Annotated in this window: 26 protein-coding genes; 3 read left to right on the plus strand and 23 right to left on the minus strand. The window is 61.8% G+C overall.

The features are described from left to right. Positions 1–144: 144 nt before the first annotated feature. The 13 genes from FJY68_08155 to FJY68_08215 form a co-directional block, all read right to left on the minus strand. Complete coding sequence (locus tag FJY68_08155) at positions 145–1,638, minus strand: hypothetical protein (protein MBM3331806.1); 1,494 nt, start codon at positions 1,636–1,638, stop codon at positions 145–147. Between the two features lie 18 nt (positions 1,639–1,656). Continuing rightward, complete coding sequence (locus tag FJY68_08160; protein ID MBM3331807.1) at positions 1,657–3,339, minus strand: M3 family oligoendopeptidase; 1,683 nt, start codon at positions 3,337–3,339, stop codon at positions 1,657–1,659. Positions 3,340–3,387: 48 nt separating this feature from the next. After that, on the minus strand, positions 3,388–4,953 hold the full coding sequence (locus FJY68_08165; GenBank protein ID MBM3331808.1) for a methylenetetrahydrofolate--tRNA-(uracil(54)-C(5))-methyltransferase (FADH(2)-oxidizing) TrmFO: 1,566 nt from the start codon (positions 4,951–4,953) through the stop codon (positions 3,388–3,390). Between the two features lie 60 nt (positions 4,954–5,013). Further along, positions 5,014–6,585 (minus strand): mucoidy inhibitor MuiA family protein, encoded by a 1,572-nt coding sequence (locus FJY68_08170; protein ID MBM3331809.1) that lies wholly within the window; start codon positions 6,583–6,585, stop codon positions 5,014–5,016. 160 nt (positions 6,586–6,745) lie between these two features. After that, the gene (mnmA, locus tag FJY68_08175) at positions 6,746–7,837 is read right to left on the minus strand and encodes a tRNA 2-thiouridine(34) synthase MnmA (protein MBM3331810.1); all 1,092 of its coding nucleotides are present in this window, start codon (positions 7,835–7,837) and stop codon (positions 6,746–6,748) included. A gap of 68 nt (positions 7,838–7,905) precedes the next feature. Continuing rightward, positions 7,906–8,172 carry a zf-HC2 domain-containing protein gene (locus FJY68_08180; GenBank protein MBM3331811.1) on the minus strand — a complete coding sequence of 89 codons (267 nt, stop codon included), beginning with the start codon at positions 8,170–8,172 and terminating at the stop codon, positions 7,906–7,908. Between the two features lie 10 nt (positions 8,173–8,182). Continuing rightward, positions 8,183–8,788, minus strand: coding sequence for a sigma-70 family RNA polymerase sigma factor (locus tag FJY68_08185; GenBank protein ID MBM3331812.1), 606 nt, complete (start codon positions 8,786–8,788; stop codon positions 8,183–8,185). 62 nt (positions 8,789–8,850) lie between these two features. Then, positions 8,851–9,801: a hypothetical protein gene (locus FJY68_08190; GenBank protein MBM3331813.1), complete on the minus strand. Its 951-nt coding sequence runs from the start codon at positions 9,799–9,801 to the stop codon at positions 8,851–8,853. Next, positions 9,746–10,258, minus strand: a complete 513-nt coding sequence (locus FJY68_08195; protein ID MBM3331814.1) for a SoxR reducing system RseC family protein — start codon at positions 10,256–10,258, stop codon at positions 9,746–9,748. Before FJY68_08195 ends, FJY68_08190 begins: the two co-directional genes overlap by 56 nt. A gap of 54 nt (positions 10,259–10,312) precedes the next feature. Continuing rightward, positions 10,313–10,591 carry a hypothetical protein gene (locus tag FJY68_08200; protein MBM3331815.1) on the minus strand — a complete coding sequence of 93 codons (279 nt, stop codon included), beginning with the start codon at positions 10,589–10,591 and terminating at the stop codon, positions 10,313–10,315. A gap of 12 nt (positions 10,592–10,603) precedes the next feature. After that, entirely contained in the window at positions 10,604–11,185 is a 582-nt protein-coding gene (locus tag FJY68_08205; protein ID MBM3331816.1) for a nitroreductase, read from the minus strand. Between the two features lie 134 nt (positions 11,186–11,319). Beyond that, complete coding sequence (locus tag FJY68_08210; GenBank protein MBM3331817.1) at positions 11,320–11,568, minus strand: hypothetical protein; 249 nt, start codon at positions 11,566–11,568, stop codon at positions 11,320–11,322. A 44-nt stretch (positions 11,569–11,612) separates the two neighbouring features. After that, entirely contained in the window at positions 11,613–12,578 is a 966-nt protein-coding gene (locus FJY68_08215; protein ID MBM3331818.1) for a hypothetical protein, read from the minus strand. A 162-nt stretch (positions 12,579–12,740) separates the two neighbouring features. Here FJY68_08215 and FJY68_08220 point away from each other — a divergent pair, with 162 nt between their 5' ends. After that, on the plus strand, positions 12,741–14,885 hold the full coding sequence (locus tag FJY68_08220; GenBank protein ID MBM3331819.1) for a hypothetical protein: 2,145 nt from the start codon (positions 12,741–12,743) through the stop codon (positions 14,883–14,885). Between the two features lie 35 nt (positions 14,886–14,920). Next, positions 14,921–15,328 (plus strand): cupin domain-containing protein, encoded by a 408-nt coding sequence (locus FJY68_08225; GenBank protein ID MBM3331820.1) that lies wholly within the window; start codon positions 14,921–14,923, stop codon positions 15,326–15,328. Here the strand turns inward: FJY68_08225 and FJY68_08230 are convergent. The 3 genes from FJY68_08230 to FJY68_08240 are packed head-to-tail and all read right to left on the minus strand — an operon-like array spanning position 15,325 to position 17,327. Beyond that, positions 15,325–15,714, minus strand: coding sequence for a ParB/RepB/Spo0J family partition protein (locus FJY68_08230; protein MBM3331821.1), 390 nt, complete (start codon positions 15,712–15,714; stop codon positions 15,325–15,327). The two genes, FJY68_08225 and FJY68_08230, sit on opposite strands and share 4 nt — an antisense overlap. Then, positions 15,711–16,271, minus strand: coding sequence for a phosphomethylpyrimidine kinase (locus FJY68_08235; protein ID MBM3331822.1), 561 nt, complete (start codon positions 16,269–16,271; stop codon positions 15,711–15,713). The genes FJY68_08230 and FJY68_08235 overlap by 4 nt, the downstream gene beginning before the upstream one ends. Positions 16,272–16,274: 3 nt before the next feature. Continuing rightward, positions 16,275–17,327 (minus strand): AIR synthase, encoded by a 1,053-nt coding sequence (locus FJY68_08240; protein MBM3331823.1) that lies wholly within the window; start codon positions 17,325–17,327, stop codon positions 16,275–16,277. Between the two features lie 412 nt (positions 17,328–17,739). Here FJY68_08240 and FJY68_08245 point away from each other — a divergent pair, with 412 nt between their 5' ends. Continuing rightward, complete coding sequence (locus tag FJY68_08245; protein MBM3331824.1) at positions 17,740–18,534, plus strand: class I SAM-dependent methyltransferase; 795 nt, start codon at positions 17,740–17,742, stop codon at positions 18,532–18,534. On the opposite strand, the gene FJY68_08250 is transcribed toward FJY68_08245, so the two are convergent. From FJY68_08250 to FJY68_08280, 7 genes are all read right to left on the minus strand, one after another. After that, entirely contained in the window at positions 18,485–18,832 is a 348-nt protein-coding gene (locus FJY68_08250; protein MBM3331825.1) for a VOC family protein, read from the minus strand. The two genes, FJY68_08245 and FJY68_08250, sit on opposite strands and share 50 nt — an antisense overlap. Positions 18,833–18,913: 81 nt before the next feature. Further along, positions 18,914–20,329, minus strand: a complete 1,416-nt coding sequence (locus tag FJY68_08255; GenBank protein MBM3331826.1) for a sigma-54-dependent Fis family transcriptional regulator — start codon at positions 20,327–20,329, stop codon at positions 18,914–18,916. A gap of 422 nt (positions 20,330–20,751) precedes the next feature. Further along, positions 20,752–22,560 carry a hypothetical protein gene (locus FJY68_08260; protein MBM3331827.1) on the minus strand — a complete coding sequence of 603 codons (1,809 nt, stop codon included), beginning with the start codon at positions 22,558–22,560 and terminating at the stop codon, positions 20,752–20,754. A 1,121-nt stretch (positions 22,561–23,681) separates the two neighbouring features. After that, a complete protein-coding gene (locus tag FJY68_08265; protein ID MBM3331828.1) occupies positions 23,682–24,890 on the minus strand; it encodes a PEGA domain-containing protein in 1,209 nt (402 codons plus the stop codon). 757 nt (positions 24,891–25,647) lie between these two features. Beyond that, positions 25,648–25,836 carry a hypothetical protein gene (locus FJY68_08270; GenBank protein ID MBM3331829.1) on the minus strand — a complete coding sequence of 63 codons (189 nt, stop codon included), beginning with the start codon at positions 25,834–25,836 and terminating at the stop codon, positions 25,648–25,650. Next, entirely contained in the window at positions 25,829–26,284 is a 456-nt protein-coding gene (locus FJY68_08275) for a type II toxin-antitoxin system VapC family toxin (protein MBM3331830.1), read from the minus strand. Before FJY68_08275 ends, FJY68_08270 begins: the two co-directional genes overlap by 8 nt. Before the next feature lie 20 nt (positions 26,285–26,304). Further along, positions 26,305–26,538, minus strand: a complete 234-nt coding sequence (locus FJY68_08280; GenBank protein ID MBM3331831.1) for a DUF433 domain-containing protein — start codon at positions 26,536–26,538, stop codon at positions 26,305–26,307. Between the last annotated feature and the right edge of the window lie 279 nt (positions 26,539–26,817).

The raw sequence follows: 26,817 nt of genomic DNA on the forward strand, positions 1-26,817 counted from the left end.
GCGCCAGGGATTGACCAGCGCATACTCCTGCTCCCGGCGCTCGACCTTGACGCGCTGGTTGATCGTCAGGTAACATCAATCGTAGCAGCAATGCGCAAAGGGGGTCACGATGTGCCCGGGCCGGCCCCGAGGAGTTCGCGGGAGCTAGCGGCCGAGCTTGACCAGTAGGCGGCGCAGCGGCCCGCCTTGCTCTCGGAGATAGTAGACCCCGGACGGCAGTTGCTGTCCGTCGGAGTCTCTGCCGTCCCAGAACTCGCGCGGTGCACGAAACGTCCGGACCCGGCGGCCCGCGGCGTCGAGGATCTCGACTGCCCGAACGAGTCGCGGGAAGCGGAACCGGACCCGGTCCACGAACGGATTGGGCTCGACTGAGAATGCCGGCCCCCGGTCGGTGTGGGACTCGACGACGCCGCCGCCGGTGACCACGAGAGTATCCGGAGCAGTGCTTGTGTAGCTGACTCCGTCGCTGAAGGCGAATCGGAACTCGTGCGGCCCGACCTCGAACCCGCCCAGAGTCCGGACGTAGGTCACTCCTGCTCCATAGCGGTGTCCGTTGGGCACCAGGTCATACGTGTCTGCGTCCACGATCAGGGCGCGGAGCACCGGCAGGTTCGTATCGGCGTCGACGTAGTGGACGTGGAAACGGAAGTCGGTCGCACCTGTACCGGTGTCGGGATCCACGCCGGACAGGCTAAGAACCGGTGACTGATTCTGCCCTACGACGAGACGAGGTGTGCGGTCGACGTAGAACCGGCCCGAGTTGGTCGAGTCGTGCATCAAGCTCTGCAGCGACAGATTGGCCGAGCGCGCGTCACCCTTGGCTCCGCAGAGGTAGCCGCACTGGTTGGGCCACGGCTGGAACCCGGGCCGCGCAGCAAGGTCCGATGCGTCGCAGCGCATGATGAGCCGGTTGCCTGAAGTCTGGATGTCGATGTCGCCGATCCGCGTGTAGGTGCTCTCGTACCGGTTGAGTTCGAACAGCCCATCGGTGAAAGTGAGTATGTTGACGTGGACCATAGCGTAACCAAGAGTGTCCCGGGTCGCGGCATCCGAGTTCCAGAACCCGACCGAGTAGAGGTACCATGGCCCGACTACGCTTCCCCTGATCGGCCACGAGTTGTAGTGGTTCGTCATGCGGGCGTAGAACCTGCCGTCCGAGTAACCCATGGCGCAGCTCGTCAGGTCCAGCCACTCTCCGTCCGGGTCGTTGATGGTGTCGCCGGTCCCTTCCAGTGCGGTTTCGGCCAGCAGGTTGTCGGTGACCGGCCACGCGTCGCCGGAGTTGAACGGCGACTGCGTACCGAAGTTCGTCCCATTGTCGCCGCGCACGTAGTAGTAGATTGTGCCCGAGTCCGGAGCCGGGAACGCACACTGGAACGTAGTCTCGTAGCCGGGCTGCCCGATCAGGCTCATCGGTACCTGTTGCCAGATCTCCTGGTTGTCAGTCGAGTAGAAGACCGTCAGCGCAACATCCTCAACCGGCGGCCTGATGGAGTCTATACAGTCGGCGTGGACCACGACCGTGCCGCCCGAATCAGCCGCGGAATTGCAGACGTTCCGAAGCACCGGCGAGGTCCAGGCCAGGCAGGAACCAGCCGTGGCGGCGGCCAGCAACAGGCCGCTCGTGAGTGCCCTCATCCGGAGTATCAAATCCGGTCAGGGCGTGGCGAGCTTTTGCTCGATCAGCCCGATGACGGTGCCGAGTGTGCCGGCGTCGAATGAGAACTTCGCGCCGGCCGCGGCGTAGAGCTCGGGCAGCGACTTCGTACCGCCAAGCGCGAGCGCCTTGCGGTAGTTCGCCACCGCTGATGCCTCGTCCCTCAGCGCGTTGGCCCAGACTTGAACCGCGCCCAGTTGCGCGAGTCCGTACTCGACGTAGTAGAACGGTATCTGGAATATGTGTAGCTTCCGCTGCCACCCGGTCGCGACCACTTCTTCGAACCCGCCCCAGTCCACGCCCGTCATGAGCCGGTTCCAGAGCGATGTCCATTGCCTGTCGCAGTTGGCAGGCTCCATCGCGGCCTGCGGGTTCTCGTAGACCCACTGCTGGAAACCGTCGACCACTGCCATGTATGGCCAGAACTGGACGTTCTTCTCCAGATTCTCATTCAGCGCGCGCGCGGCATCAGCTTCCGAATAGAACCCTCCCCTGGACTTCGCGAAGTAGGGCGCGGCGAGAAGCTCCATGCCCATCGAAGCGACCTCGGCGAACTCGAGCCCGGCATGCCGCTGCTGGTGCCAGCGCAGCGGACGCGCCTCGAACACGTGGGCCGCGTGGCCGCTCTCGTGGATGAGAGTCATCACGTCGCCATGGAGCCCGACGGCGTTCATGAAGATGAACGGCAGTTTGAGGGTGGGATAGGACGTGCAGTAGCCGCCCGGCGCCTTGTTCTTTCGGTTCTCGAGGTCCAGCGTGCCTTCCTGCATCATCGTCTGGAAATAGCCGCCGACCCGCGGGTCAACCTGATTGAGAATGGAGGATACTCCGGACTTGAACTCCTCGACTCCCTTGAATGGCGAAAGAGGCTCGCGGCCGAGTGGGTCAACTTCCAGGTCCCATGGTTTGAGAGCCGCAAAGCCGAGGTTCCTCGCCCGACGGGCGTAGATGCGGGCGGCGGCCGGAACCACGGCCTGCTCTATCGCCTGTTGGAACTGCTTGCAGTTCTCGGGCGTGTAGTCGAAACGGTGCATCTCCTGCCAGCGGAAGGAGCGGTAATCCTTGAAGCCGGCGTTCGCAGCCATCTGCAGCCGCAGTTTGAGCAGCTTCCGCCAGAGCTCGTTCAAGGCGGCCCGGTCCTTCAACTGCCTCTCCGCGGTCAGCCGCCACGCCTTCTCGCGCCGCGCCCGGTCAGTCTGCTGCAGCGCCGGCCGGAGCTGGGTCACGGTGATCTCTTTGCCGTCCCACTCCACTGTCTGACCGCCGATGATCTTCGAGTATTCCGTACAGAGCTTCTCGACCTCGACCTGCAACGGCAGGTTCGCCTCGCGGAAGATGGCGGCATCGGCCTGGACTCGCAGCAGCGGTCGCTCGAAGCCCCTTGGCCTGAGGCCGCTCTCCAACAGCTTTGCCTTCAACTTCTGCTCCGCCTCGGCCGCCTTCGGGTAGATCTCCTCGAGGTAGCGGTTGAAGCGCTGTTCCGCCTCTTTGTCCGCGGTGTTCACGTCCTTCGCAACGTTCAGACGCGTGCCGACCTCGTCCACCCGGTCGCTGAGCCGGGTCCAGTCATCGAGGAAGGCCTCGACGTTCGCAGCCGAAAGCGTGCGTCCGGCCAGCTCGGCGTGGAACGGCTCGAACTGCGACCACGACCAGTCGAGCATCTCGGTGGCTTTCTCAGGCATTGACTTGATATCGTTCACGGCAGTGTTCCTTTCAATTGTGACCGGCAATCATGCCCGCTTCTGTTTTGCTGTCAAGGCAAACCCGCGTGCTGCTTCAAGCGCTCGCCCGGCCATCGCGCTCCGCTTGTCGCGTCCCCGCAGGCGGAAAACCGGGACTGTGCCGGATTGCGGACGCGTCTTCGCGGCCGGGGACTGTCCCGGGTTTTCCAGCCGTGGCAACAGGCCGAAGTTGGCATTCATCGGCTGGAAAACCGGAACTGTAGCGGATTGCGGACGCGTGCTCGCGGCCGGGGACTGTCCCGGGTTTTCCAGGCCGCGCTGTGCCGAGATGTATGCCAGCAGGCTTCCGAGCATCATGTCGCGCGGCACCTCGACCGGCTCGTCTCCCATGGCCAGCCGCGCCGCGTTGATGCCGGCGATCAGTCCAGCACCCATTGATTCAACGTAGCCTTCAACACCAGCCAATTGCCCGGCAACCAGCAGGTCCGGACTCGCCCTCGTCTGCAGCGTCGGCAGCAGCACCTTCGGCGAGTCGAGATACGTGTTCCGGTGGATGCTCCCGAACCCGAGGAACGTTGCTCCCTCCAGCCCCGGAATCATCTTGAATATGCGCTCTTGTTCGCCCTGCTTCAGCCGGGTCTGGAACCCGACGAGATTGTGCATCGTCCCTTCGACGTTCTCGCGGCGGAGCTGGACCACTGCGAACGGCCGTCTGCCGGTGCGCGGGTCAACCAGCCCGACCGGCTTCATCGGCCCGAACGCAAGCGCAAGCCGCCCCCGCCGCGCAATCTCCTCCACCGGCAGACAACCTTCGAAGAATCTGGGCTTCTCGAACTCGTGCAGCGGGTACAGTTCGGCCTCCAGCAGCGCCGTCACGAACCGGTCGTACTCCTCCTGTGTCATCGGGCAATTGAGATAATCCGAGCCTGTGTCGTAGCGCGAGCCTTCGAAGACGCGAGACATGTCCAGCGACTCGGCACTGACAATGGGCGCGATGGCGTCGTAGAAGAAGAGATGTTCCGTTCCCAGCAGAGCCTGCAGCGCACCGGCCATCGAGGTTGAAGTCAGAGGGCCGGTCGCTATGACGGTGATACCCGCGCCCACAGGACCGAAAATGGGGTCTGTACCCTCGAGCGCCCGACGCGAGCCTCCGTGGGGCTGTCCCCGATTTTCGGCCAGATCCACTGTCGGCTGGTGCGGGTCGGACACTACAGATCTAGCGCGATACCAGGCTGTCATCGGCGGCAACGAATTGACTTCAGAACGCTCGATGTCGACCCCGAGGCGTGACAGCTCGGACTGCACCTCGGCCGAGAACTTGCGGCGGTCAACCACCAGTGCCTTGCCGCCGGGAACCCCCGCCCGCTCCGCACACTCCAGCAATGCCGAACCAAGTACGCGAAGCTCCTCCTTGAGCAGTCCGTGCGCATTCTCCGGCTCGTTTGACTTGAGCGAGTTGGAGCAGACAAGCTCGGCCACGTCGCCGGTCTCGTGTGCCTCGGTCATCTTCGCCGGCCGCATCTCAAGCAGTCGCACCGGCACGCCCCTTCTAGCGCACTGTATGGCCGCCTCGCACCCGGCCAGCCCGGCGCCGATGACCTCGACTCTGCTCACCCGCTAAGCATAGACGAAACGGGGCAGGCGGCAAGCCTGCCCCGTTATTTTGTCTCGGCTCTAGAACAGGCCCTGCACCTGGCGGCCGGCCGGGTACTCGACCGTGAACTCGAAGTCGATGGTGAACTTGCCTCTGGTCTCGATCGTCGGCTTCCAAGTGTAGGTTCCCTGGTTCTTATCCTCTTCAAGGAACTTCGGCTCGACCTTGGTTACCGACACCTTGATCTCGCCCTGCCGGGAAACTGGAAACTGCTCCACAACCTTGATGACCGCTGGCTTCGAGATGTAGTTCTCGACCGTGGTCCGATAGACGAAGCTCTGCTTCTCGGTCTTGGAGAGAAGCCCACCCTTCGACTTGAAGCTCTTCACCAACTCCCTCTTGACTTTGACCCGCTCGTCAATGCCAAAGCTCAGGAGCGTCGACTCCTGCGGAGCGACGTTCGGCAGCCAGGTCGAGCCGGTGTACTCGTCGCCGACGTAGGTATTGCCGTCCCCGGCCAGGAACACGAAGTCGCTGGTATTGGCCAGGTTGCCAGTCAGGTACGCCTGCTGTCCGGAGCGCGGTAGCGTGGAGTACTCGAACTCAGCCGGCAGAGCAATCTGCTTCAATCCGAGCTTCTTCGCCTGCTCGCCCGACTTCAGGCTGACTCGGCCGGGAATCGCGTACTGGAGCGAGATGCCGGTCTCGACCGGCTGAATCTCCTCGGGCGGTGCCGCCATGGCGCCACCGTCGAAATCCTCCAATGCCTTTGCCGCGCCCGGCGCCGGCATCATCTTTCGCGAGGACACCTCGACTACCTGCTCAAGCAGCGACAGGTACCAGGGATACGGCTGTGGCGGCGTCACACCCAGCACCGGCGTGGTCGTGGAGAGGACGACCTTCACGTCCTCCCAGTCCTCGCCGCTCCGCTGCGTGAGCTTCGCGAAGTAGGAGACGTCGACCTTGCTCTGCCCGGGATTCGCCCGCAACTCGTAGTAGGGACTCCAGCTGGCGGCGTTGGCAATGACATAGGAAATGCGCAGATCATAGGAGCCGGCGTCGGCCGCGTAGTTAAACCTGACTTCCTTCCGGTTCTCGACCGCCGCCTTGGCGTCGTTGTACTCCTGCCGCGCCGCTTCGAGCTGTTTCTGCATCTCCGTTTTCTCGCGGACAAGCTTCACCTGCCGCGCCTTGACCTTCGCCAGTTCATCGCCGACAAATGCTAGCGCGCCCCGCCACGACTCAATCGCGACTTTGCCCTGCTGCAGCTCCTTTGAGATGATCTCCGGCGCGCCGAGCTTCACCGAGTTGAGAAACTCCTCTTTGGCCTTGAGCACCGCGGCCTCGTCGTCGAGCCCTCTGGCCTGGTCCTCGAGCTCCTGCATCCTTGCCTGCAGCCGTTTCACCTCGGACGTCGGTTCGGCCTGATACCCGCGCCGCACCTGTACCTCGCCGACGCGGATGCCCGGCGCCTTGATGCGGACGCTGTTATCGTCGAGCGCCCCGGGAAATCCGGGAAACGCAAGCTCGCCCGAACCGGACACGGTCACGCTCGCCGTTCTCACGACTAGCACCTGGTGCGGGTAGATGACGACCGAGTCGACGCGCGAAGTAACGGATAGAGCCGTTACCAGCAGTAGTACTATGGACATGAAGCCTCCTTGGTCCTTGCAGAATTCCTAATCACTAATGACGAATTCCTAGTCAAACCCCAATTGCGGAAATGACCGGCCTCGCTACTTGTGTCAGTCATTGATTGGGCATTGGGAATTGGCAATTGGTCATTGCTCATATACCTTGACGCCGTCCGCCTCATTCCGGCCCGATGGTCGCGCCGCCTACCACGCACTCGCCCTGCCAGAACACGACCGCCTGGCCCGGCGTCGGCGCCCACTGCGGCTCGTCGAATGTGACGCGCACATGTCCACCTCCGAGCGGCTCAACCAGCGCATCGCCACCCTTGCTCTGGTAGCGGACGCTGGCGTGGGCGCGAAAAGGCTCCGTCGGATTCGAGCCCGACACCCAGCGCGCATCACGAGCCTCAACACCTTGCGTCCGGACATCACTCTCATCACCAAGAACGACTGCATTCCTCTCCTGGTCGAGCCTGACCACGTAGCGCCGTTCGCCGAAGGCCAACCCAAGACCTTTGCGCTGTCCGACTGTGAAGCCCGCGATTCCCTCGTGCCGTCCCAGTTCGTTGCCGGACAGGTCCAGCACCGGCCCCGGGCGGAACAGCTCGGGGCGCCGTCTTCCGAGAAAGGCCTCATAGTCGTTGTCCGGAACAAAGCAGATGTCCTGGCTCTCCGGCTTCTCCGCCACGGGCAGGTCAAGCTTGCGCGCCATCTCTCTTACCTCGGCCTTGGTGTATCCGCCGACCGGCATGAGGACCTTTCCGAGTTGCTCCTGGGTCATGGTGTAGAGGAAATATGACTGGTCCTTCCGTTCGTCGATTCCTTTCCTGAGCTGCCATCGTCCGTCGTTCATCGTTCCGGCCCTTAAAATGCGGGCATAGTGACCGGTGGCAATCAGCTCCGCGCCCAACTGCGCCGCCCGGCCCAAGAGCTCGGTGAACTTCAGTACTTCGTTGCACCTCAGGCAGGGATTCGGAGTGCGTCCACGACCATACTCTGAGCAGAAATCCTCGATGACCGAAGTTCCGAACTCCCTGCGGAAGTCCCAGGTGTAGTGAGGAAACCCGAGCTTCGCCGCCACCCTTGCCGCGTCCCTCGCCCCGCCGAACCCGCAGCATCCCCGCCCGCCCTCGCCTTCCCGCTCGTTGTCGAAGAGACGCATCGTGACCCCGACCACATCATATCCCTGTTCCTTCAGCAGTGCTGCGGTGACCGACGAATCCACGCCGCCGGACATGGCCACGAGAACGCGGACCGGCCCGGGCTGAATCGACACACCGACGGTTGTCGAGGGCTGGCTGCTCCGGGTAGGCCGGGTGTCAGGACGCGTACCGCGGCTCAGTCGCTGCTGATTTCCCGCCGGATAGATACCCAGAGCTCCCGGCGCACAGTCACCGGCATTTCGCAGGTCGGCTCAAGGCTACAGTAGTGGACCAGCCGTTTCAGACTGCGGAGCAACGTAGCGCATTCGGTGCACGTCTGCGCGTGCAACAGCAGCTTGCGCGCCAGCTCCTCATCCTCTTCGCCACCCACGTACCGGGCAATCAGCTCCTCCGCCTCATCGCAATCGTGGCACTCGCCGGTCCTGTTCTTCTGCTTCTTCATCAAAACTCCATTACAGGTAGCTCGCCAGCTTCTCTCTCAACACCAACCGGCCGCGGTGCAGCCGCGACTTCACCGCCGCCACCGACAACTTCAGGACCTTGCTCACTTCCTCGTTGCTCAAACCCTCGAGGTCGCGCAGGACCACGACCGAGCGATAGTCCTCCGGGAGCTCGTCGACCGCCTTCTGAAGGGCGGCGCGCAATTCGCGCTGCTCCATCAACTTCTCCGGGCCGTACTTCACGTCCGGTATCTCGAACGGCAGATCGCCCGCCTCGTTTACCGGCTGGTCGATAGACACGGTGTCGACCTTCTCCCGCTTGCGCAGCTTGCTTAGACTCACGTTGGTGGCAATTCGGTACAGCCAGGTAAAGAAGGATGACTTGAACTGAAACTTGCCGATGAACCGGTACGCGCGCATGAACGCGTCCTGCAGTGCCTCGCTGGCATCCTGTTCATTGCCCATCAGGCGGTAGGTAATGTTGTAGACCTTGCGCTCGTAGCGACGCACCAACTCTTCGAACGCCTCGGTGTTACCGGCCTGGACCCGCCGCACCAGCACATCGTCGGGTACGGGCAGTGCCGGTGCGGCGACAGCTAACTGCGTGTTCTCGGGCATCACTCTAAGATAGTGACGGGCCGGGAGATGTCAACCCGGCCCGTCTGCAAGAGGAATTCGGGTTAGGGCAGCGCGGGCACGACCCGCTGGCCGCGCATCCTGCCCGGCGAGTTGTCGAACACCTGAACGACGTGGTAGATGACGCCGATGGACTTGCGCGGCGACTGGCCGTGGAAGTAGTCGTGCACGAGATTGATGTACTCCACGACCTGCTTCTCGTATTCGCTCAGCCCCGGGTCATCGGGATGGAGCATCTGGGCCACGCAGCGAAGTTCATACGACTTGGGCAGGTCGAGATACACGACCGCCACGCCCGGGTCGACCATCTGGTTGAGGAACGAGTGCGTCTCGAAGTTCGGCTGGGAATAGAGCTCGAGTGAAGCCTGCTTGGTCCGGTCATAGACGTCAGTTGCCTTGGTGTAGAGGCTCTCGAGCAGGGCGAGCTTCTTCTGCATCGAGTCATCCCAGGTCGACTTCAGCAGCGCGAGCATCTCCGGCAGCTTCTCCTGCGTGGGCAGCCAGCCGGTGCCTTTGACCGCATTGTTGATGTCGAAGTCCGAGTCCTTCCGCTTCATACCGTGGCTCGCGACCATCGCGTTGTGCGGCCCGGAAACCTCCGGCTTCATCATCCCGCCCATCGCGCCCTCCGGCATTGCCATCATTTTCGCAATGAAACGGAGCTGCTCCTGCCGCTTCTCAAAGTTCCACTTGCAGAAGTCGTCCGGCAGGCTGACGACCTTCAGGTCCAGCCACTGGCCGTCGATCTTGCCGCGGATGACGCCATCCTTCAGCTTGGACGCATCCACGACGTCCTGGTGGAACCAGCCGGCCCACCTGCCCCGCTTGCCGGTCGGGTCGGTGGTATCGGGCGTGAACTTCACATCTCGCCAGTACGACATCGTGCCGTGCTCCAGGTTCTTCATCTCCGGTGCGCCCGCCGTCGCGGCCGGGCCGCCGCTACCGTACGCCATCACCAGGACCGCTGCCAGCAACACCGCCATCAACGCTCTCATTCGATTCTCCTTTTTTCTGACTTCTGCATTCCGCCTTCTGCCCTCTGACTTCTGCCATTCCCACGATCACCGGCAGCCTGTTGCCCGTTCGGTTGACGGACACGTCGATGGCCTTCACGATTCCGAACCCGAGTGCCAACCCGACTCCGGACAGTATTCCCGACCACATGTCCTTGCGCAACACCAACCCGCCGATCAGCACCCCGGCAAACATGAACAACACCGGTATACCGAACACCAGCAGGTTCGTCTTCGCGCCGGTCCCTTCGGTCATCTCCAGCTCAACCATGTCGCCGACTCCAGCCCCGACCTTGTTCATAACCAGCACCTTGCGCGTGCTCGTGCCGGTCCAGTTGCAGATACCATGCGCCGTGCAGTGCTGGCACTCGCCCCTGGCCGCGACCTCGACCTCGGCCCGGTCGTTCTTACTGCTGACTACTTTGCCGGTTTCGCGCATCAGGTTCGTTCGGAAACGAACTCCAGTCTACGCGCCTACAGGGCGGGGTCAAACTCAGGCAGTCGGCGACTTGGAAGCGAGCGCCGCCTTCGCCTTTGCCTTCCGCTTCCACTGCTGGATGCGCATGCTCAGGTACAGGATGCCACCCGACACGGCGAGGAAGACGATACCAGCGGCCAGAACCAACCCGCCCCACTTGAACCAGCCGTGCCAGCGTAGTACCTGATAATAGCGCGGCATCAACAGGTAGACGACCCCGGTGACGGCAGTCACCAGCAGGAACGGCACCAGTGTGAACCCGATTACCAGGTGCAGCTTCCGCAAACCTATCATGTCTCTTCCTCCCTACTCCCGACTCTCGACTCCCGATTCCCTCTCATACCGGTTGAAAAACGCTACCTGCTCAAGCGGCAGCCGTTCCGGCCGGTGAGTTTCGTCGTACACCTGTTTCTCGCTGAGCACCGGGCTGATGGTGTCGGCATGTTTGCCCACGTTGATGAGTGTGATAACCTGCATCGAGTTCGGAATCCCGAGGACTTCCCGTACCGCCTTCGGGCTGTACCCGGCAATCGGGTGCGCCACCAGCCCGAGTTCGGTCGCCCGCAGGATGAGGAAGGCGGTCTGCATTCCCGTGTCGAAGAGGTAGTACTCGCGGTCGTGGATGAGGCAGTCCGACTCCTTCTCGCAGCAGACCGCCACGACCATCGAATCGGCGTGACACCAAGCGTTGCCCTTGTTAAAGACCGGCTTCATCTTCTCGAGCATCTCCGGTTCCCACACAAACACGAACCGCGCCGGCTGGTTGTTGTTGCAGGTTGGCGCGAGCTGGGCACAGCGGGCAAGGTCTCCTACCAACTCCTCGGTGATGGAAACCGGTGCGAGCGACCGGTACGCTCGCCTAGTACTGATGGCGTCAATCACGTCCATGATGCCTCCTCATCCGGGAAGCCGGATTTGCCCACCAGGACACAAAGGCGCCATTCGAACAGGAGCCATTGAGCGTCATATCCTCTTCGTACCTTCGTGGTTGATCCAGTTTCGGGGCTGGGTTAACGTACTCCCTACACGGTCATCATCTTGGCTTTGACGCCCTTGATCTTGTTCAAGTCGGACTTCAGGGCGGCGATTTCCTTCTTCGTGCCGCACAGGTGAAGCAGCACCAGGCCGTCGTCAGCGCAGACGTCGCCGGCCTCGTGCAGCCCGACCCGCAGCTTGATGATGCAGCCGTGCTTGGTCAACATCTGCTGCACCTTCACCGCCTCCGCGATTCTCTTGCTGATGGTCACCGCCATGATTGTTCTGCAGTTCATGTCACAAACTCCTTTCTTGTTGGTCATTGGCAATTGGGAATTGTTCATTTCCGTCTGCAGACGTATATGTCCGCCTCGAGCATCCGGTTGTTCTGCCCGCCGGTGTAGTAGTGGTGCACGAAATAGAGGTTGCCTGCATCGTCCAGCGTCGGTTCGCCGGCGAACTGCTGGACTATCACCTCACGCGGACCCCATTGCCCGAGGCTGTCGAGCCGGGAAAGGTAAATGCACGGCCCGGCAAAGCTGTCGTTCCACCCGGTGAAGTAGAGCTCAGTCATGTCCGATGACAGATATGGCCAGCCCTCGTTCTTGGCCGTGTTGACGTTCGGCCCGAGTTTCACCGGCGCGTCCCAGCCGGTCGCGTTGCGCTGCATCCTCCAGATGTCGTAGTCGCTGGTCCCCTCGGGGCTGCCGAAGTAGAGAGTCTGATGGTCACTGGTAAGGTGGAACTCGCCGATATTGTAGTCCACGTTCAGCTGCTTGCCCGCGTTGCGCCAGTCGGCCCACTCGCCGTTCCTGCGCACCGCGTAGAAGACGTCGATGTCGCCGAGCATGTTTCTGCTGCGGGTCGATGCGAACCATAGCGTATCACCAATGACTTGCTGGCAACCGTCGAGCGAGACGTCATCGCTCAGGACTACGCGCTCCGGCTCGGTCCAGTTCCCGCCGACGAGCCGGCAGGCCCAGATCCCGGTTACGCTGTCAATCAGCTGCTTCTCGACCGGCACCCGCACGTCGGGAGTGAAGAAGAAATAGAACTCCTGGCCATCAGACGTTATGAAAGGGGAATCCTCGGCCCCGGCCGAGTTCACCGGGCCGGGCATCGGCACCGGCGCCTCGAAATCGGGCGAGACAAGTATGGGCGGGAACAAGTCGGTGGCGGGAGATCCTTTCACGGCGTCAGCGGGGATTTTGGAGTACCGGTTCTCAAGAAACGGCCACGACTTCCTGCAGCCGGCAAGGCAGGCAAGAACTACTGACAGGACGACGATACGGCAGAGATACTTCACGCGCACCTCCTTTCGGCTCCTACTGGGTCCGGACGCGACGACAGACTGCTCTGGCTCAACTCGGTCTGATTATCCTGCTTGACGTTGATGGGTCAAGCGTAGCCGACAGTTCTTGACAAGCGACGATACAGGCTGACACTTACACTCATTGAAAGGAACCTGATGAGAATTGCCGTCCTGCTGATCTTGAGTGCCGTCTCGGCCCGCGCCCAACTGCCGGAAAACCCGGGGCGTCCGTTCCGATTGGAAAACTTCGAGCCTCGGGCCGCTTCGTCGCAACCCGATGAACTGCACAATGACTCCGCGAACTGCAAGCTGGTAGGCAACTGGCCGTTCGGGCCGTCATACTCGCTGGCTTTGGACTCGGCCCGGGATCTCGTGTTCCTGGGCTCGGGCGGGGGAGTGTATGTTCTGGATGTCAGTGACTCGACCAACCCGGTCAAACTCTCCGAGGCGATCCACACCACCGGTCTGGCCTACAGCTTCTGCCTTCAAGGCGACCGGCTCTTCATCGCCGCCAACCCGGCAGGGCTGGAGATCTGGGATGTGTCGGCGGCGGCCAGTCCTGCGCTGCTGGGCCGCCTCGCTACGCCCGGTTCGGCCAACGGCGTGGCGGTCGCGGGAAACCACGCCTATGTGGCGGCCTACGATTCCGGGCTGCGCGTCATCGATGTCTCAGACCCGCAGGACCCGCTGGAAGTCGGCCACTGCCAGACGGCGGGCTCTGCCCTTGGCCTGACCGTAGCCGGTGGCTACGCGTACGTAGCGGCCCGGGACTCCGGACTGCGGGTTATAGACATCTCTGACCCGCAGGACCCGCTGGAGGTCGGCCACTGTGAAACCCCTGGCCTCGCCTCGGGCGTTGCGGTCGCCGGGAACCACGCCTACGTCGCGGACGACAGCTCAGGACTGCGAGTGATAGACGTTTCGGACCCGCAAGTCCCGCACGAAGTCGGGCAGTACAATACACCGGGCCACGCCCGCGCGGTTACGGTGAATGGCCATGCGTACATCGCCGATCGTGACTCAGGACTGAGGGTGGTTGATATCTCGAACCCGCAGAACCCCCAGGAAGTTGGCCGCTACAACATTCCGGCCTACGCCAACTACGTGGCGGCAGCCGGAAGCAGCGCCTACGTTGCGTACGGCGGCAGAGGGCTGCGGGTAGTCGGTGTTTCCATACCCTCAAGTCCAACCGAAGTCGGACACTACGACGCGCCCGGCTATGCCAGCGGCGTGGCAGTCGCCGGGAACTATGCCTACGTCACCTGCGAACCTTCACTGCTATGGGCAATCGACATCTCGAACCCACAGAACCCGGAGCAGGTCGGGAACTGCAGCCTGCCGGGAAGTACTCGTGGCTTGACGGTTGACGGGAGCTTCGTCTACGTGGCGGACTATGATTCCGGACTGCGCATAGTCGACGTCTCCGACCCGCAGAACCCGCAGGAAGTCGGGCACTGTGCCACTCCTGACGTCGCCGAGGCGGTAGAGGTTATGGATAGTCTCGCCTTTGTGACGGACTTCGTTTCCGGGCTCCGCGTCATCGACGTTTCCGACCCGCAGAACCCGCAGGAAGTCGGGCACTACGATACGCCGGGTTCTGCCATCGGTCTGGCGGTTGCCGGGAGCTATGCCTACGTGGTGGCCCGCGAATCCGGGCTGCGGGTGATCGACATCTCGAATCCGCAGAACCCGCAGGAAGTCGGGCATTACGACACTCCAGACCAAGCGAGTGGTGTAGCCGTCGTCGGGGACTACGCGTATGTGGCGGACTACTGGTCAGGGCTGCGCGTTGTCGACATCTCGAATCCGCAAGACCCGCAGGAAGTCGGGCACTTCGATACGCCGGGTTCCACCCGGAGCCTGGCGGTTGCCGGGGGATATGCGTACGTGGCGGACGGAGGTCCGGGGCTGCGCGTTGTCGACATCTCGGACCCGCGGAACCCGCGGGAAGTAGGGTACTACGACACACCGGGGTATGCCTTTGACGTGGAGTTTGACGGGAGCCGTGCGTACGTGGCGGACTACTGGTCCGGGCTGCAGCTGATCGAGTTCCTCGGCCCAGGAATCGAAGAAATGCGCAGCGGCGAAGTCGGAACGAAGAGCGTCCTGCCTGCAATCATCCGCGGCATCCTGTTCGTTCAACCCTCCCTGCTCTCTCTCCCCGCATCCCTGCACGCTGTTGACGGCCGCAAAGTCCTCGACCTGAAGCCATATGCCAATGACGTGAGCCGACTGGCGCCCGGCGTCTACTTTGTCAGGGCCGAGGGCGCGAGGGCTCGCAGAGTGACCGTGCTGCCGTGAGAGACAGGCCGGTGAAGCGCCCTGAGCCTCGACCTGTGCCTGGCAAGCCGAAGGCGACCCGGTACAGCATCAACACGGAAATCAAGTACGGCCACACGGAAGTAGTGGATGTCCCGGCGATTGTTGCCGGATGCCGGGAAAAGTGGTTCAACCAGACCCTGGTTCGAGTGAACGACAGCGTGGTTCGGGTGGGCATAGTGAAGGGCATATTCCACTGGCACAAGCACGACCGGGATGACGAATTCTTCTTCGTGCTTGCGGGCCGGTTGACCATCGACCTTGAGGACCGAGCCATCAAACTCGGCCCTGGTCAGGGCGTGGTGATTCCGAAGCGGGTCCCGCACCGACCGAGAGCCACCCGGAAAACAGTGATGCTGCTGGTAGAAACCCGGGGAATTGAACCGCGCGGCGACGGACGTAAACCGGCAGTGAACCGGCGCTAGCTCGACAGCTTCACGCCGAGCTTGCGGAGCCCGCGCCGGCCTGGCGGTGTGATATGGAACTCGCGGCCCGACCTTTCCAGCCAGCCCTGCTCGACCAGGGCCGCGGCCAGAAGCGAACCCAGATGAGAGCCGATATGTGCGTAGAACATGCCGGCGTGGCGCTCCACGCAGGCATTGACCTGCTTGCGTCCGCCTGCGTCGAGTTCGTCCACGGGTACTCCGAGCGCGGCCATCTCGCGTCGCCCCTTGGGCGTCACGCGCAGCTCACCGCTGTCGGCACTGATCCAGGCCTTGCGCACCAGAGCGTCGTAGAGGCTCTCGCCGAGCGCGCCGCCGATGTGGTCATAGCAGACTGCTGCCAGTTTCCGAGGACCAACTTTGCTCATACTGCCAGTCCCTTCGCGATTTCGATTGCCCGAACTGCGACCCCTGCCGGGTCAGGCCCGACGAGGAAGAAGAGCGGCTCCTTGCCCCAGCCGCGCGACTCGTAGAAGACCGGCGGCACCCTGCCGCAGGTCGCGACCAAATGCTTCACTTTCCAGGGAATGGAACCCTTGTCCCGCCCAATCAACTCCCTGGGCTCGACCGCCCGGTCGATACTGCCGAACGCCAGCCCTCTGGTGGTGCAGTAGCCCTGCACGTGTTGAGATATCGCCTGGTTCCAGCGGAAGTTGAGACCGGCGCGAATCGACGGGTCGTGCCGGCTGGTTTCAATCACAAGCCTTGCCATATGGTCGGAGACACCGGCGCGGATCGGACCGGATGCTCTGGGCATTCCGGCAACCACGGTTATGCGGCCGTCAATACCCAGGACCTTGCTCGGGTCGTTGACTCCTTCCGGTGCGTAGACGACATTGACCCGCACCTCCGGCACCAGAGCGCTGAACTCCCGACAGCTCTCAAGCATCGCTACCGCTTCCGCCAATCCGCGTTCAGCATTCATCGTTCATCGCTTCGTCTTGATGGCTCCGAAGTACGCGTTCCAGAACGGGTCCACCACCGGATGCACCAGCTTCGTCTCCCGCCCGCGCTCAACCAGCACCATCCCCCGGCGTGTGACCTCGCCGATTGCCGCACAGGGAACATGCCTGCGTCGCAGTGCAGCCAGCACACCATCTGTCTTCTTCGGCCGGCACATAACGATGAGCGTGCCTTCGCTGATCGACTTGTACGGGTCGATACCGTACAGGTCGCAGATCTCTTCCACGCACGGCAACATCGGAATTGCCTCTTTGACGACCCGCACCCCGAACCCGCCGGCCTGGGCCATCTCGTACAGCCCGCCCCAGAGCCCGCACTCGGTCGCGTCGTGCATGGCGGTCACTCCCTTGTCGCGCACGCCCACGCTCACCGCGGCGAGCGCGTCCTCGACCACCGACATCTTCCAGAAGATCTTCTCCGCCTTGCGGGCAAATGCAGCCCCGAACTTCTCTTCCAGCCGTTGCGGGAACATAGCGGCAAAGATACCCGCTGCTTCAATCGCCGGGCCCTTGGTAACGATTATGGAGTCACCGGGGCGCGCGAATCTCGGCGCGACATAGTCGCCCAGCCCGCCCTCGGCGATGACAGTGGCTCCGCCGACCATCGGGTATCCGCAGTTGCCGTACCGTGCCGTATGGCCGGTGACAACCGCGACGCCGTAGCGCCTGCACTCGCTGTGGATTGTCTTCCAGACGATTTCCAGCTGCTCCTCGGTGATCTGCATCGGCAGGTTGAAATCGATGGTCAGGTAGCGGGGCGCAAGCCCGCTGGTAACGACGTCGGAAAGCAGAATGTGAATAGCGAACCATGCGGCCCGCCTCCAACCGTACTCCGGGACGATAAAGACCGGATCGGTCGTGAGCGCCAGAGCCCGGTTCCCGACGCGGATAATACCGGTGTCCACGCCGTGCATCGGGCCGACGAGGATGTTCGGGTTCTTCGCGCCCAGCCGCGGGTAGATCAGTTCCTCGAACACCTGCTGGGAGATCTTGCCGATTTCGGGCAGCTTCTCTTTCACCGTCTAATTCTACGCCTGAAACAGCCATCGTCAAACCGTGCCTTCCGAACCCGTACAATCCAGAATCCAGAAACCAGAGACAAGAATCCAGAATTCCAGTCGGGAATTGAGGCCCATCCGCTGCCCGTATCTGTGTTCATCGGCATTCATCCGTGGTTCCCCTTCCTCTCAGAGTCAGCTATTCTGCATTCTGGTTTCTGAACTCTGGACTATCCAGTCCGTCCGTTTTGTGTTCTTCTTGCTTTCGTGGCGATTCAGTCCTCTCCGCATCCGCGCTCATCCGTGTCCATCCGTGGTTCGACTTCCGCTCCTTGTCCCTGATTCTGCATTCTGACCTCTGGACTCTGAATTCTGGCTTGTCCTATCCGTTCTGGTTTCTGGATTCTGGACTGTCGGGCAGTAAGATGTCCGCGTGCTCCGGAGTTTCGTCCGCGCGAACCGCCGCATCTGCGCGGCCATTGAGCGCCGCCTGCCCCAGCGCCGGCTCGACATCTCCCTGCTCTACGAACGCACCGTGGGCGAAAAGATGCAGGACTTGCCGGCCGGGTCAATCATCGTCGATGCCGGCGGCGGACGACTCTGCCCCTACGCGGAGTACAAGCCAGAGGGCCTGCGCATCATCGCGGTTGACGCTACCGACGAGGACCTGCGTCGCAACATCGAGGCCGACGAATGGCGAGTGGCCGACATCACGACGCACCTTCCCTTCGCAGACGGAGAGGCGGCAATCGTCACGTCCAAGCACGTGCTCGAACACCTGCCCGACACCAGCCGCTTCATGGATGAAGCCCGCCGCGTCCTCAAACCCGGCGGCTGGTTCATCCATCTCTTCCCCGGCCGCAACGCCCCGTTCGCGGTCGCAAGCCGCCTCCTGCCCGACCGGCTCAAACAGCGCCTCGTCCACGACCTCCATCCCGATACGGCCGGCACTCATCGCTTCCACACCTGGTACGACCGCTGCTACTCCTCGGCATTCCGCCGGCTGCTCACAGAGCACGGTTTTGTTGTAGAACAGGAAGCCCTCAGCTACTACCAGTCCCACTACTTCGGCTTCTTTGTGCCGCTCTACCTGCTTGGTGTCCTGTGGGAGTTCATACTGATGGCGCTGCGGGCCCGAGACTCGGCTGCCACCTTTCTTTTCGTCGCCCGCCGTCGGCCTAGTGACGCGACCAGAGACAGATACTCGAGCAGCCGCCAGGGTCCTTGAACGCGGCCCAGAATCCCCAGTCGTTGCCGATCTCGGTCTTGGTTTTCAGCACCTTGCCGCCCAGCCTCACGACACGGGCCAGCGTGGCCGGGATGTCCTTGACCTCGACGTACACCATGACTCCTTGCCCGGGCGCCTGCTGCGTCTTCTGGATGCCTCCGCCCAGCCCGCTCTTCGCCTCGAACATCATGTAGTCCTTGCCCGAAGGCGTCATCTTCCACCGGAACAGCTTCGCGTAGAACGCGGCCGACCTGGCCACGTTTCTCGATGGTATCTCCCAGTAGCACAGTCCGTTCATCCTGACTCCTTTCGGCTCGCTTGCCGGCTCAATTGCAGCCTCTCCGCTGTATGGCCGGAGGCGCTCGCAGTCACTAGCAGGTCACTCGGAGATGCCCAGGTCTTTCAGCTTGCGGTGCAGGTGGGTCCGCTCGATGCCGAGCTGTTCCGCGGTCTTGGTCTTGTCCCAGTCGTTCCGGGCAAGTGACGCCCTGATGAACTCCCGCTCAAACTCGTCCCGCGCCTCGCGCAGGGACACGGGACCTGCCCCGGCGGGGACATGACCCAATCGTCCTCGATTGGGATCGTGTCCCAAGCCGGCAAACTCGGAACGTGTCCCAGGCCGATACGACGCCGGCTCCATCAGCGGCACCAGGTCGCGCGGCGTGATGTCCTGAGCCTTCACGAGAATCGCGGCCCGCTTCATCAGGTTCTCCAGCTCGCGGGCATTGTTGTGCGCCCAGTCCGCGCTCTTCAGGAACTCGACCGCCTCGGGCGTGAGCTGCTTCTTGGGCACGCCGTTCTCCTCGCATTGCTGTCCGAGGAAATGGTCGGCCAGCGACGGGATGTCGTCTTTCCGCTCTCGCAGCGGTGGCACGTGAATGTGAATCACGTTCAGACGGAAGTAGAGGTCCTCGCGGAACCGCTTCTCCTCTATCTCCTGCCGCAGGTTCTTGTTTGTGGCTGAGATGACTCTCACGTCCACGCGCATCGTGGTCGTCGCGCCCAGACGCTCGAACTCGCTCTCCTGCAGGAATCGCAGCAGCTTAGCCTGACTGGAAAGCGACAGGTCCCCGACCTCGTCCAGCAGCAGCGTGCCCCCATCGGCCGTCTCTAGCTTGCCCTTCTTCTGGGTCAAAGCTCCGGTGAACGCGCCCTTCTCATAGCCGAACAACTCGCTCTCGATGAGCGTCTCAGGGATGGCCGCGCAGTTGAGCTTCACGAAGGCGTGTGCAGCCCGGCCGCTCTTCGCATGGATTGCCCGTGCGACCAGTTCCTTGCCTCCGCCACTCTCACCGGTAACGAGCACCGGCGCGCGAGTTGGCGCAATCTCATCTATCTTCTGGAATGTCGCAAGCATCGCCGGGCTCGACCCGACCATCTGGTAGCGGCGGAGCGACTCCTCACGCAACCCGGCCAGTTCCCGCCGCATTCGGTCCCGCTCTAATGCGTTCCGCGCAGCCAGGAGTATCTTCTCCCGCTCGGCCGGCTTCTCCAGGAAGTCATACGCGCCCAGCTTGGTCGCCTTGACTGCATCCTGTATCGAACCCTGACCGGAGATCATCACGACGGGCAGCGACGGCTTTCTCTTGAGGATCGCCTCAAGCACCTGGGTTCCATCCATGTCGGGCAGCTTCAGGTCGAGCAACACCAGATTCAGCTCGTTCTCACCTGCCAGCCGTATCGCCTCCTCGCCCTCGCCCGCCTGCAGCACTTCCATCCCTGCCTCGGACAAGATATCGGCCATTATGTCCCTATGCCGCGCTTCGTCATCTACAACAAGCACACGTTCAGTCACCGCACACCTCCCGGAGAAGAACTATCCACAGATTCCGCAGATTGCCGGAGCCGAGCAGTGCAGCCGCCGATGCACGCCGATGAACGCAGATTGCAGAACCGGTCCGAATCGTCCGCAAGTGCTCCACATCCCGAGCCTCTTGGTGTCTTTGTGTCTTGGTGGTGAAATCCGCATCCGCCGTTCTGACTTCTAGCTTCTAGCCTCTGACTTGGCCTCTGCGGCCTGTCTGACAGCGCGTCCTGTCGGGAACATCTCACATCTTACTTCTGACATCTTACATCTTCACTTTCCGCATCCGCTCCGCCGCTTTGGCTTTTGGCCTTTGGCTTTTGCCTTCTGATTTCTGTTCCGCAATCTAGCTTCTAGCCTCTAGCTTCTCGCTTCTGACTTCGTCTGGTCCTGTTTTCGCTCTTCACCATTCACTATTCACCATTTCCCGCTGTCGGTAGCACAATACTCACTGTCGTCCCCTCCCCTTCCTTGCTGGTGATCTCCATCCTCCCCTTATGGTCCTCAACTATCTTTTTCGCCAGCGCAAGCCCTAGTCCGGTCCCATCCACCTTCCCATGCGTGAAGTACGGCTCAAACACCTTGTCCAGGTACTTCTCCGGGACTCCCGGACCCGTATCCTCGACCTCAATCGACACGTGGGCTCTGGGGTCCAAGGGTCCAGGGGTTCTGGTCTGGCTATCTGTGTAATCTGCGTAATCTGTGGGTGTTGTGTCTGAGCCTTCGTGCCTTGGTGTCTTGGTGGCAGGACTCCAGACCGCCGTCCGAATCCTCAACACACGCTGCGGGGTCCCGGGGTTCACGGGTCCCGGGGTTCTGGCCGAGCCATCTCTGGAATCTGTGCAATCTGTGGATGCTCTCTCCGGGGCTTCGTGTCTTTGTGTCTTTGTGGTTAGTTCCGAATCCGATGCCCGAACTAAACTCCCTTGGTGTCTTGGTGCCTTGGTGGTTGATCCCCGGCCCGTGCTCATCGCCTCTATCGCGTTCTCTATCACGATGTCCAGAACGTTCGCCATTCCCTCCTCATCCAGCGCCACGGGCGGCAGATTGTCATCGAGGTTCAGTTCCAGCGAGATTCCCTTCGCCATCGCGCCCTCATACTTGGCCACGACCTTCCGCACCAACTCGTTCATGTTCCTCGGCTCCAGCGCAGGCGGGTTGAGCTTCGTGAACCGCATGAAGGCATCCGTCATCTTCTTCAGCCTCGTCACCTCATCCTTCACGTACCCAACATACTTCTTCACCTTCTCGTCCGCCCTCTGTTCCTCATCTTGGCTCTTGGCTTCTGGCCTTTGGATCTTGACTTCCTCCCCGCCCCCTCCTTCTGCACTTCTGCCTTCTGTCTTCTGACTTCTGCCTTCTGCCTTCGGTCGGCCCCTGTCGACGGCAATCTCAATCTGCTCCACCGCTCCCATTATCGTGCCCAATGGGTTCTTGATGCCATGCGCCAGCTTCTGCGCCACCGGCGCCCATGCCTTCACCCGCTGCAGATACTCAACGGCAGAGATGTCCTCCAAGGTGAGCATCACGCCCGAACGCACCCGCGCCGCCCGTGCGAGCACGGTCATACCGCCTCTCAGTGCGACAGGTAGTTCCTTTGGCGTCGCTCCCGGGGGCTCCGCAAGCGCTGCCTGCGCCGCCTGCACCAGCGGTCCGGCTGGCAGAGCTTCGCCTCCAAGCAGCTCCCGTGCCTTCTGATTCGTGTGCCGCACCTGCCCGCGCTTGCCGATCTCTACCACGCCGGCTTGTCCCGTCAGGCCCAGCACGACCAGACGCATGTCTCGGGTTTGGCGATAGCGAAATCCGAGCAGTATCATGGCAAAGGCGAAAGTCAAGCCGGCAACCGCCGACACAGCTTGCACGAGTGGGATGCTGAGCCCTGTGACCGGGAGCGGCACGACATCGAGCAGGCTCCAATTCGACTTGTCGCCGTCTGCTTCATGCATGAGCAATCGATCTCTGCCATGGTAGCGTACCGGAGTCACATCAAAGAAGAGCCCCCCGGCGCCAAGACGAATCTCGCCCAGCGGGTTCATGCCCTGGTCCATCACCCTCAGATAGCCATCGTCGGTCACTACCATGAACTCGGACGCGCGTGGACACGAGAAACTCCCGGCGAGGACGTGCCGTACTCCTGTGGCTGTGCGGGCCCTGCGCACCACACGTAGGCTCGCATCTAGTAGCCGCAGCATGTTGTCCGAACCCGCGACCACGGCTCTCATTTTGCCTTTTCTGTCGACGGCAAGCGCCGCGCAGTTCGTGAACACGCCGAATCCCGCGCGCCTGCGAACGACACCGGTCATGCCGTCCAGCACGAACAGGCTGTCGGAGGACCGCTCCTCAACCACGTTCCCCTTTTCCCATGCCAAGACCTGGGGCGTACCTTCGGGTCTATCGTCAAGCCAGGCCGCGAAGACCGTGGACGAGTAGTGGCCGATCCGAGTCCGCCACACCTCTCCCCCATCAGCCGCAAGCAGGAACACGTAGCTGCTGTCGTCGGTGGTGCCGTTGGCGATGTTGCCGTTGCGGAGGGCACCTGAGCCGAACAGAATCTCAGACTTGCCGTCCCGGTCCACGTCTCGCACAACCGGGTCTATAGCCGCGGGGCCGGTTTCGTACTTCCACTTGAGGCTACCTGTCAGCCAATCGAGTACGAAGATGCCCCTTGGACGTGCATCCATCGCGCTGACCACTGACACGACGGCTTCCAGCTTTGTGTCGTTCTCGATGTCGGCAACAACGACCGCTCCGGCATAGCCGTCCCAACCACCCGGGGGAAGGCTGTCCTTGCCCACGGCTATGACCGAGCTATGGCCGGACAAGGCCTGCAGATACAGTGAGTCGTGTCGCTTGAATGTCAGCCACAGGTGCTCGGAGTCCGTCCCGCCGATGAGATTGCCGACTGGCTGGAGCGTCCCTTTCTCTAGGTATTGCGTACTGCCGACTGAACGCAGATCCTGGTCAAAACGGTTCACGACGTGGTCGCTACCCGCGACAAGGAGTTCGTCAGTCGAATCGCCATCAAGGTCAACCGGGGCGAAGTACGAGAGGTTGCTCCTCCATAGCGTGTTGATTTCAACTGATGGAAGTCGGCGGGTACACGCGAGCAGAAACGGAAGTGAGAGCAGGACAACCGCGCGCCACATGTCAGCGAATCGTAGCCTGCTAGCCCGACCTGTCAATACTGACTCAGTCACAAGATACTAGAAAGGGGCGAGACCGGCACCGCCGGGTCTCGCCCCCGTCATCGGGTGTGGCTACCCAAACTTCACCATCGTTCCCTGGCGCCGTGGACACGCCCGCCACGGATCAGGCGATGGGTCCACTCGTCTTACCATCTGTGTTAGTATCCCAGTATGGAGACGTTGTCGGAAAGCTCGTTGGTGATGTAGACCCGACTACCGTCGGGTGATGCGGCTACGTTGATAGGCTGGTCCCCGACCGAGATGGTAGCCACCACAGTGATGTCCGAGGTACGAATCACGGAGACGTTGTCTGAGAGGGAGTTTGTGACGTAGACATAGCCACTAGAGGGCAAGGAGGACGCGAACCAAGGTTCGTCGCCGACCGAGACCGTGGATACGACAGTGTTGTCCGACGTTCGAATCACCGACACATTGTCGGAGGACGCGTTCGTGACGTAAACATAGCTGCCATTGGGCAGGGCCGTTACGCAAGTAGGTCTCTGTCCGACCGCGATGGTCGCGACTACCGTGTTGTCCGACGTTCGAATCACCGAGACGTTATCGGAAAGGTGGTTGGCTACGTAGACGTAGTCGCCATTGGGTAGAGACGTCACGCCGTAGGGGTAACTTCCGACCGGGACGGAGGCCACGACCGTGTTGTCCGACGTTCGAATCACCGACACGCTCTCGGAGTAGATGTTGGTGACGTACACATAGTCACTTGCAGCCGAAGCGGCAACGCTGTACGGGTAGCTTCCGGCCGGTACCGTGGCTACGACCGTGTTGTCTGATGTTCGAATCACCGATATATTGCCAGAGCTGCCGTTTGCCACGTAGACGGAATTGCCGTTGGGCAGAGCGGCCAAGCATGCAGGCCCATCACCGACCGGAACAGTAGCCGCGACCGTGTTGTCCGAGGTTCGAATCACGGAGACGTTGTCTGAATAGGTGTTGGCGATGTAGACGTACTGGCCACTTGGCAGAACAGCCACGCCAAAAGGGCCGTCTCCGACGGGGACAGTCTCCACAAGGCTGCTAGGGTAGTCGTGAGTTTGTGTTAGAGTGGCCGTAATTGTGGACGTCTGACCAGCGACAACGGTGACGCCTTGTACAAAGTCTTCATAGCCGCTCAGCTTCAACGTGACCGTGTGCGCGCCAGCAGCGACGTTGGCCAGCGAGTAGTTGGTCGCGCAGCCGGTTGACACGCCGTCAAGGCTGATGGCTGCCCCTGTTGGCGTCGAGTTCACCTGTATGGTGCCGGTAGTGTCCTTGTCGCAGGACAATACCAACAGCATTGCTGTCGCCAGTACCATCATGCCGACCTGCAGGCGACTGCTGGTGGCGCGAGAGATACGAATTCGCTCCATCTATCCTCCTTCGGTGCTTTGTCTAGGTTCTTGGCTTGCCCGCACCGGGAAACGTTGCCGTTCTGCCATCGGCTCGGTGCAGCCGGATGAAGCACGGACCTGCGACTTGTGCCGGGGTCTGTTCCCCTGAATCCGACATTGGAGCCACGAAAGTGAGAAAGACACGAAACGAACCTGTCTGCGTGCAACGCGCAGGCAGATGGGAGCCGAATGCCACCATGCCGTTTCATTCCGATTTCGTGCTTTCGTGGCCGTCAATCTCGGTTCTGGGGTTGGCGTGCATCATCGGCCAAGAGTAGGCAACTTGCGTTCCGACCCGAGTGCCGGGTTGGCGTCGGCGTAACTGCTCGAGACGAAGGACTTTAGAGACAGGACCTATTCAGGCCGACGTCAGCAGTGTCTGATTTCCGCAACATCCGTGTCTGATAAATGGCACACAGGCTCAAGCCCAAGCTCAAGCGGGCCGCAAGCCGCAAGCCGCAAGCTCCAAGCTGCGGAATCCAGACAAGCTCAAGCGCAGACTATGCGGGCGGCGGATCGAGTGGCGGATGAAAGGCGGGACCAGACAGTTCAGAATTCAGACGCCAAAGACCAGGGCGCGGAACTGACGCGGAGAGTCGAACGTATCGACAGCCCAGCAGCGCGGCAGAGCCGCGAGTTGCCAGTTGCGGGAGAGCGAGAGGGTGAACGGCGTTATGTCAGCGGGAGGAGTGCTCGGCGACAAGCCGCCGGACCTCATCCGGGCAACAGAGCGGAATCAGACGCGAACCGGTTGACGTCGCGTGCGAACTCGGCTCGTCTTGGGACGAGCAGCGCGTTTTCCGCCCGCGGCGCGGCGGATGTAGTCGAGCCGTTCCTCGGCGGTCATACCCTTCATCGCCGCGCTCAGCTTGTCGCGAAGCGCCCGCATCAGATGTACCGCTTCAATCGTCTCGTTTCTATTCATAGTCCACTTCCAGAGGCGAACGGATTTCGAGCGCCGGGTAACCGAGCCTCAGGTTAACGGCGTTGAACGCCCGTATTCGACTCAGCCGAACGATGTGCCGGAAGTTCCAACTCACCAGTATATCCACGCGTTGAACCGTGGCAACAGCGATGTGCTCGGCATCAGCACGGGATGACTCCGACACTGCAGCGGCGCGGATGTACTCCTCGGCCAGTGCGTCAGCCTCCGCGTCGAGTTCAACCCGCTGGGCTTCGGCGAAGCCGGGTTGCGCGAGAAGGCGGCGCACCGAAGCCGGAGCGAGATTCAGTTCGGCGATGGTGATGTCAGAAATCACCGCCCGAAGTTGCCCGGCAGCGAACGCCCGACGCATCCGCTCAGAGTGTTCCCGGAACTCGGGGTCGAGGCAGCCGGCGACGACTGACGTGTCAACGTAGATTCGCGGAATCATCCGATGACGCGGACTATCACTCATACTGCGGCGACTTCGAACTCGGCCAAGTCGCGCGCGTAGCGAAGGCAGGCGGCAATCTGTTCGGGCGTGAGGTCGGGAAACTCGCGCCGGATGTCCTCGACAGCCCTGCCCGCCGCGAGGTAGCCGAGCACCAGACTCACGGGAATCCTCGTTCCTTTGATTCGGGGCTTCCCGCGCAGAACGTCAGGCGTGCTGACAATCTCACCACGCCAGTTGGATTCGGTGTTCATCTACTCCAGTCTATGTCAACACGGCAGCGAGTCAAGGGCACGCGGCTTCGCCGCGAGTGGAGCATGTCCCTCGGTTAGTTGAAATTCCTAGCGGCTCCCACATCACTTTAGGCAACTCTCTCTGTTGCGTCAATTTCTTTCGGTGACGCGGACCGTTCCAGTGCACTCAGCAATGCGGGGATGTGCCGGTAGCCATCTACGCACCGGAAGTGCTGCTCGGCATGTAGCAGCCCAGCTACACACCAGCGCCAGCGCATCTCGCCAGGGCGCCAGCGCTTC

This window comes from candidate division WOR-3 bacterium, assembly GCA_016867815.1.
Classification (GTDB): domain Bacteria; phylum Hydrothermota; class Tepidihabitantia; order Tepidihabitantales; family Tepidihabitantaceae; genus UBA2258.

Bases quoted from the DNA above. Each gene is read 5' to 3' on its own strand.
- FJY68_08270 (MBM3331829.1), bottom strand. From the start codon at position 25,836: ATGAATAGAAACGAGACGATTGAAGCGGTACATCTGATGCGGGCGCTT.
- FJY68_08280 (MBM3331831.1), bottom strand. From the start codon at position 26,538: ATGAACACCGAATCCAACTGGCGTGGTGAGATTGTCAGCACGCCTGAC.
- FJY68_08185 (MBM3331812.1), bottom strand. From the start codon at position 8,788: ATGCCCGAGAACACGCAGTTAGCTGTCGCCGCACCGGCACTGCCCGTA.
- FJY68_08230 (MBM3331821.1), bottom strand. From the start codon at position 15,714: ATGAGCAAAGTTGGTCCTCGGAAACTGGCAGCAGTCTGCTATGACCAC.
- FJY68_08235 (MBM3331822.1), bottom strand. From the start codon at position 16,271: ATGAATGCTGAACGCGGATTGGCGGAAGCGGTAGCGATGCTTGAGAGC.
- FJY68_08205 (MBM3331816.1), bottom strand. From the start codon at position 11,185: ATGGACGTGATTGACGCCATCAGTACTAGGCGAGCGTACCGGTCGCTC.
- FJY68_08155 (MBM3331806.1), bottom strand. From the start codon at position 1,638: ATGAGGGCACTCACGAGCGGCCTGTTGCTGGCCGCCGCCACGGCTGGT.
- FJY68_08170 (MBM3331809.1), bottom strand. From the start codon at position 6,585: ATGTCCATAGTACTACTGCTGGTAACGGCTCTATCCGTTACTTCGCGC.
- FJY68_08200 (MBM3331815.1), bottom strand. From the start codon at position 10,591: ATGATAGGTTTGCGGAAGCTGCACCTGGTAATCGGGTTCACACTGGTG.
- FJY68_08265 (MBM3331828.1), bottom strand. From the start codon at position 24,890: ATGGAGCGAATTCGTATCTCTCGCGCCACCAGCAGTCGCCTGCAGGTC.
- FJY68_08190 (MBM3331813.1), bottom strand. From the start codon at position 9,801: ATGAGAGCGTTGATGGCGGTGTTGCTGGCAGCGGTCCTGGTGATGGCG.
- FJY68_08275 (MBM3331830.1), bottom strand. From the start codon at position 26,284: ATGATTCCGCGAATCTACGTTGACACGTCAGTCGTCGCCGGCTGCCTC.
- FJY68_08160 (MBM3331807.1), bottom strand. From the start codon at position 3,339: ATGCCTGAGAAAGCCACCGAGATGCTCGACTGGTCGTGGTCGCAGTTC.
- FJY68_08210 (MBM3331817.1), bottom strand. From the start codon at position 11,568: ATGAACTGCAGAACAATCATGGCGGTGACCATCAGCAAGAGAATCGCG.
- FJY68_08220 (MBM3331819.1), top strand. From the start codon at position 12,741: ATGAGAATTGCCGTCCTGCTGATCTTGAGTGCCGTCTCGGCCCGCGCC.
- FJY68_08195 (MBM3331814.1), bottom strand. From the start codon at position 10,258: ATGCGCGAAACCGGCAAAGTAGTCAGCAGTAAGAACGACCGGGCCGAG.
- FJY68_08180 (MBM3331811.1), bottom strand. From the start codon at position 8,172: ATGAAGAAGCAGAAGAACAGGACCGGCGAGTGCCACGATTGCGATGAG.
- FJY68_08260 (MBM3331827.1), bottom strand. From the start codon at position 22,560: ATGAGAGCCGTGGTCGCGGGTTCGGACAACATGCTGCGGCTACTAGAT.
- FJY68_08250 (MBM3331825.1), bottom strand. From the start codon at position 18,832: ATGAACGGACTGTGCTACTGGGAGATACCATCGAGAAACGTGGCCAGG.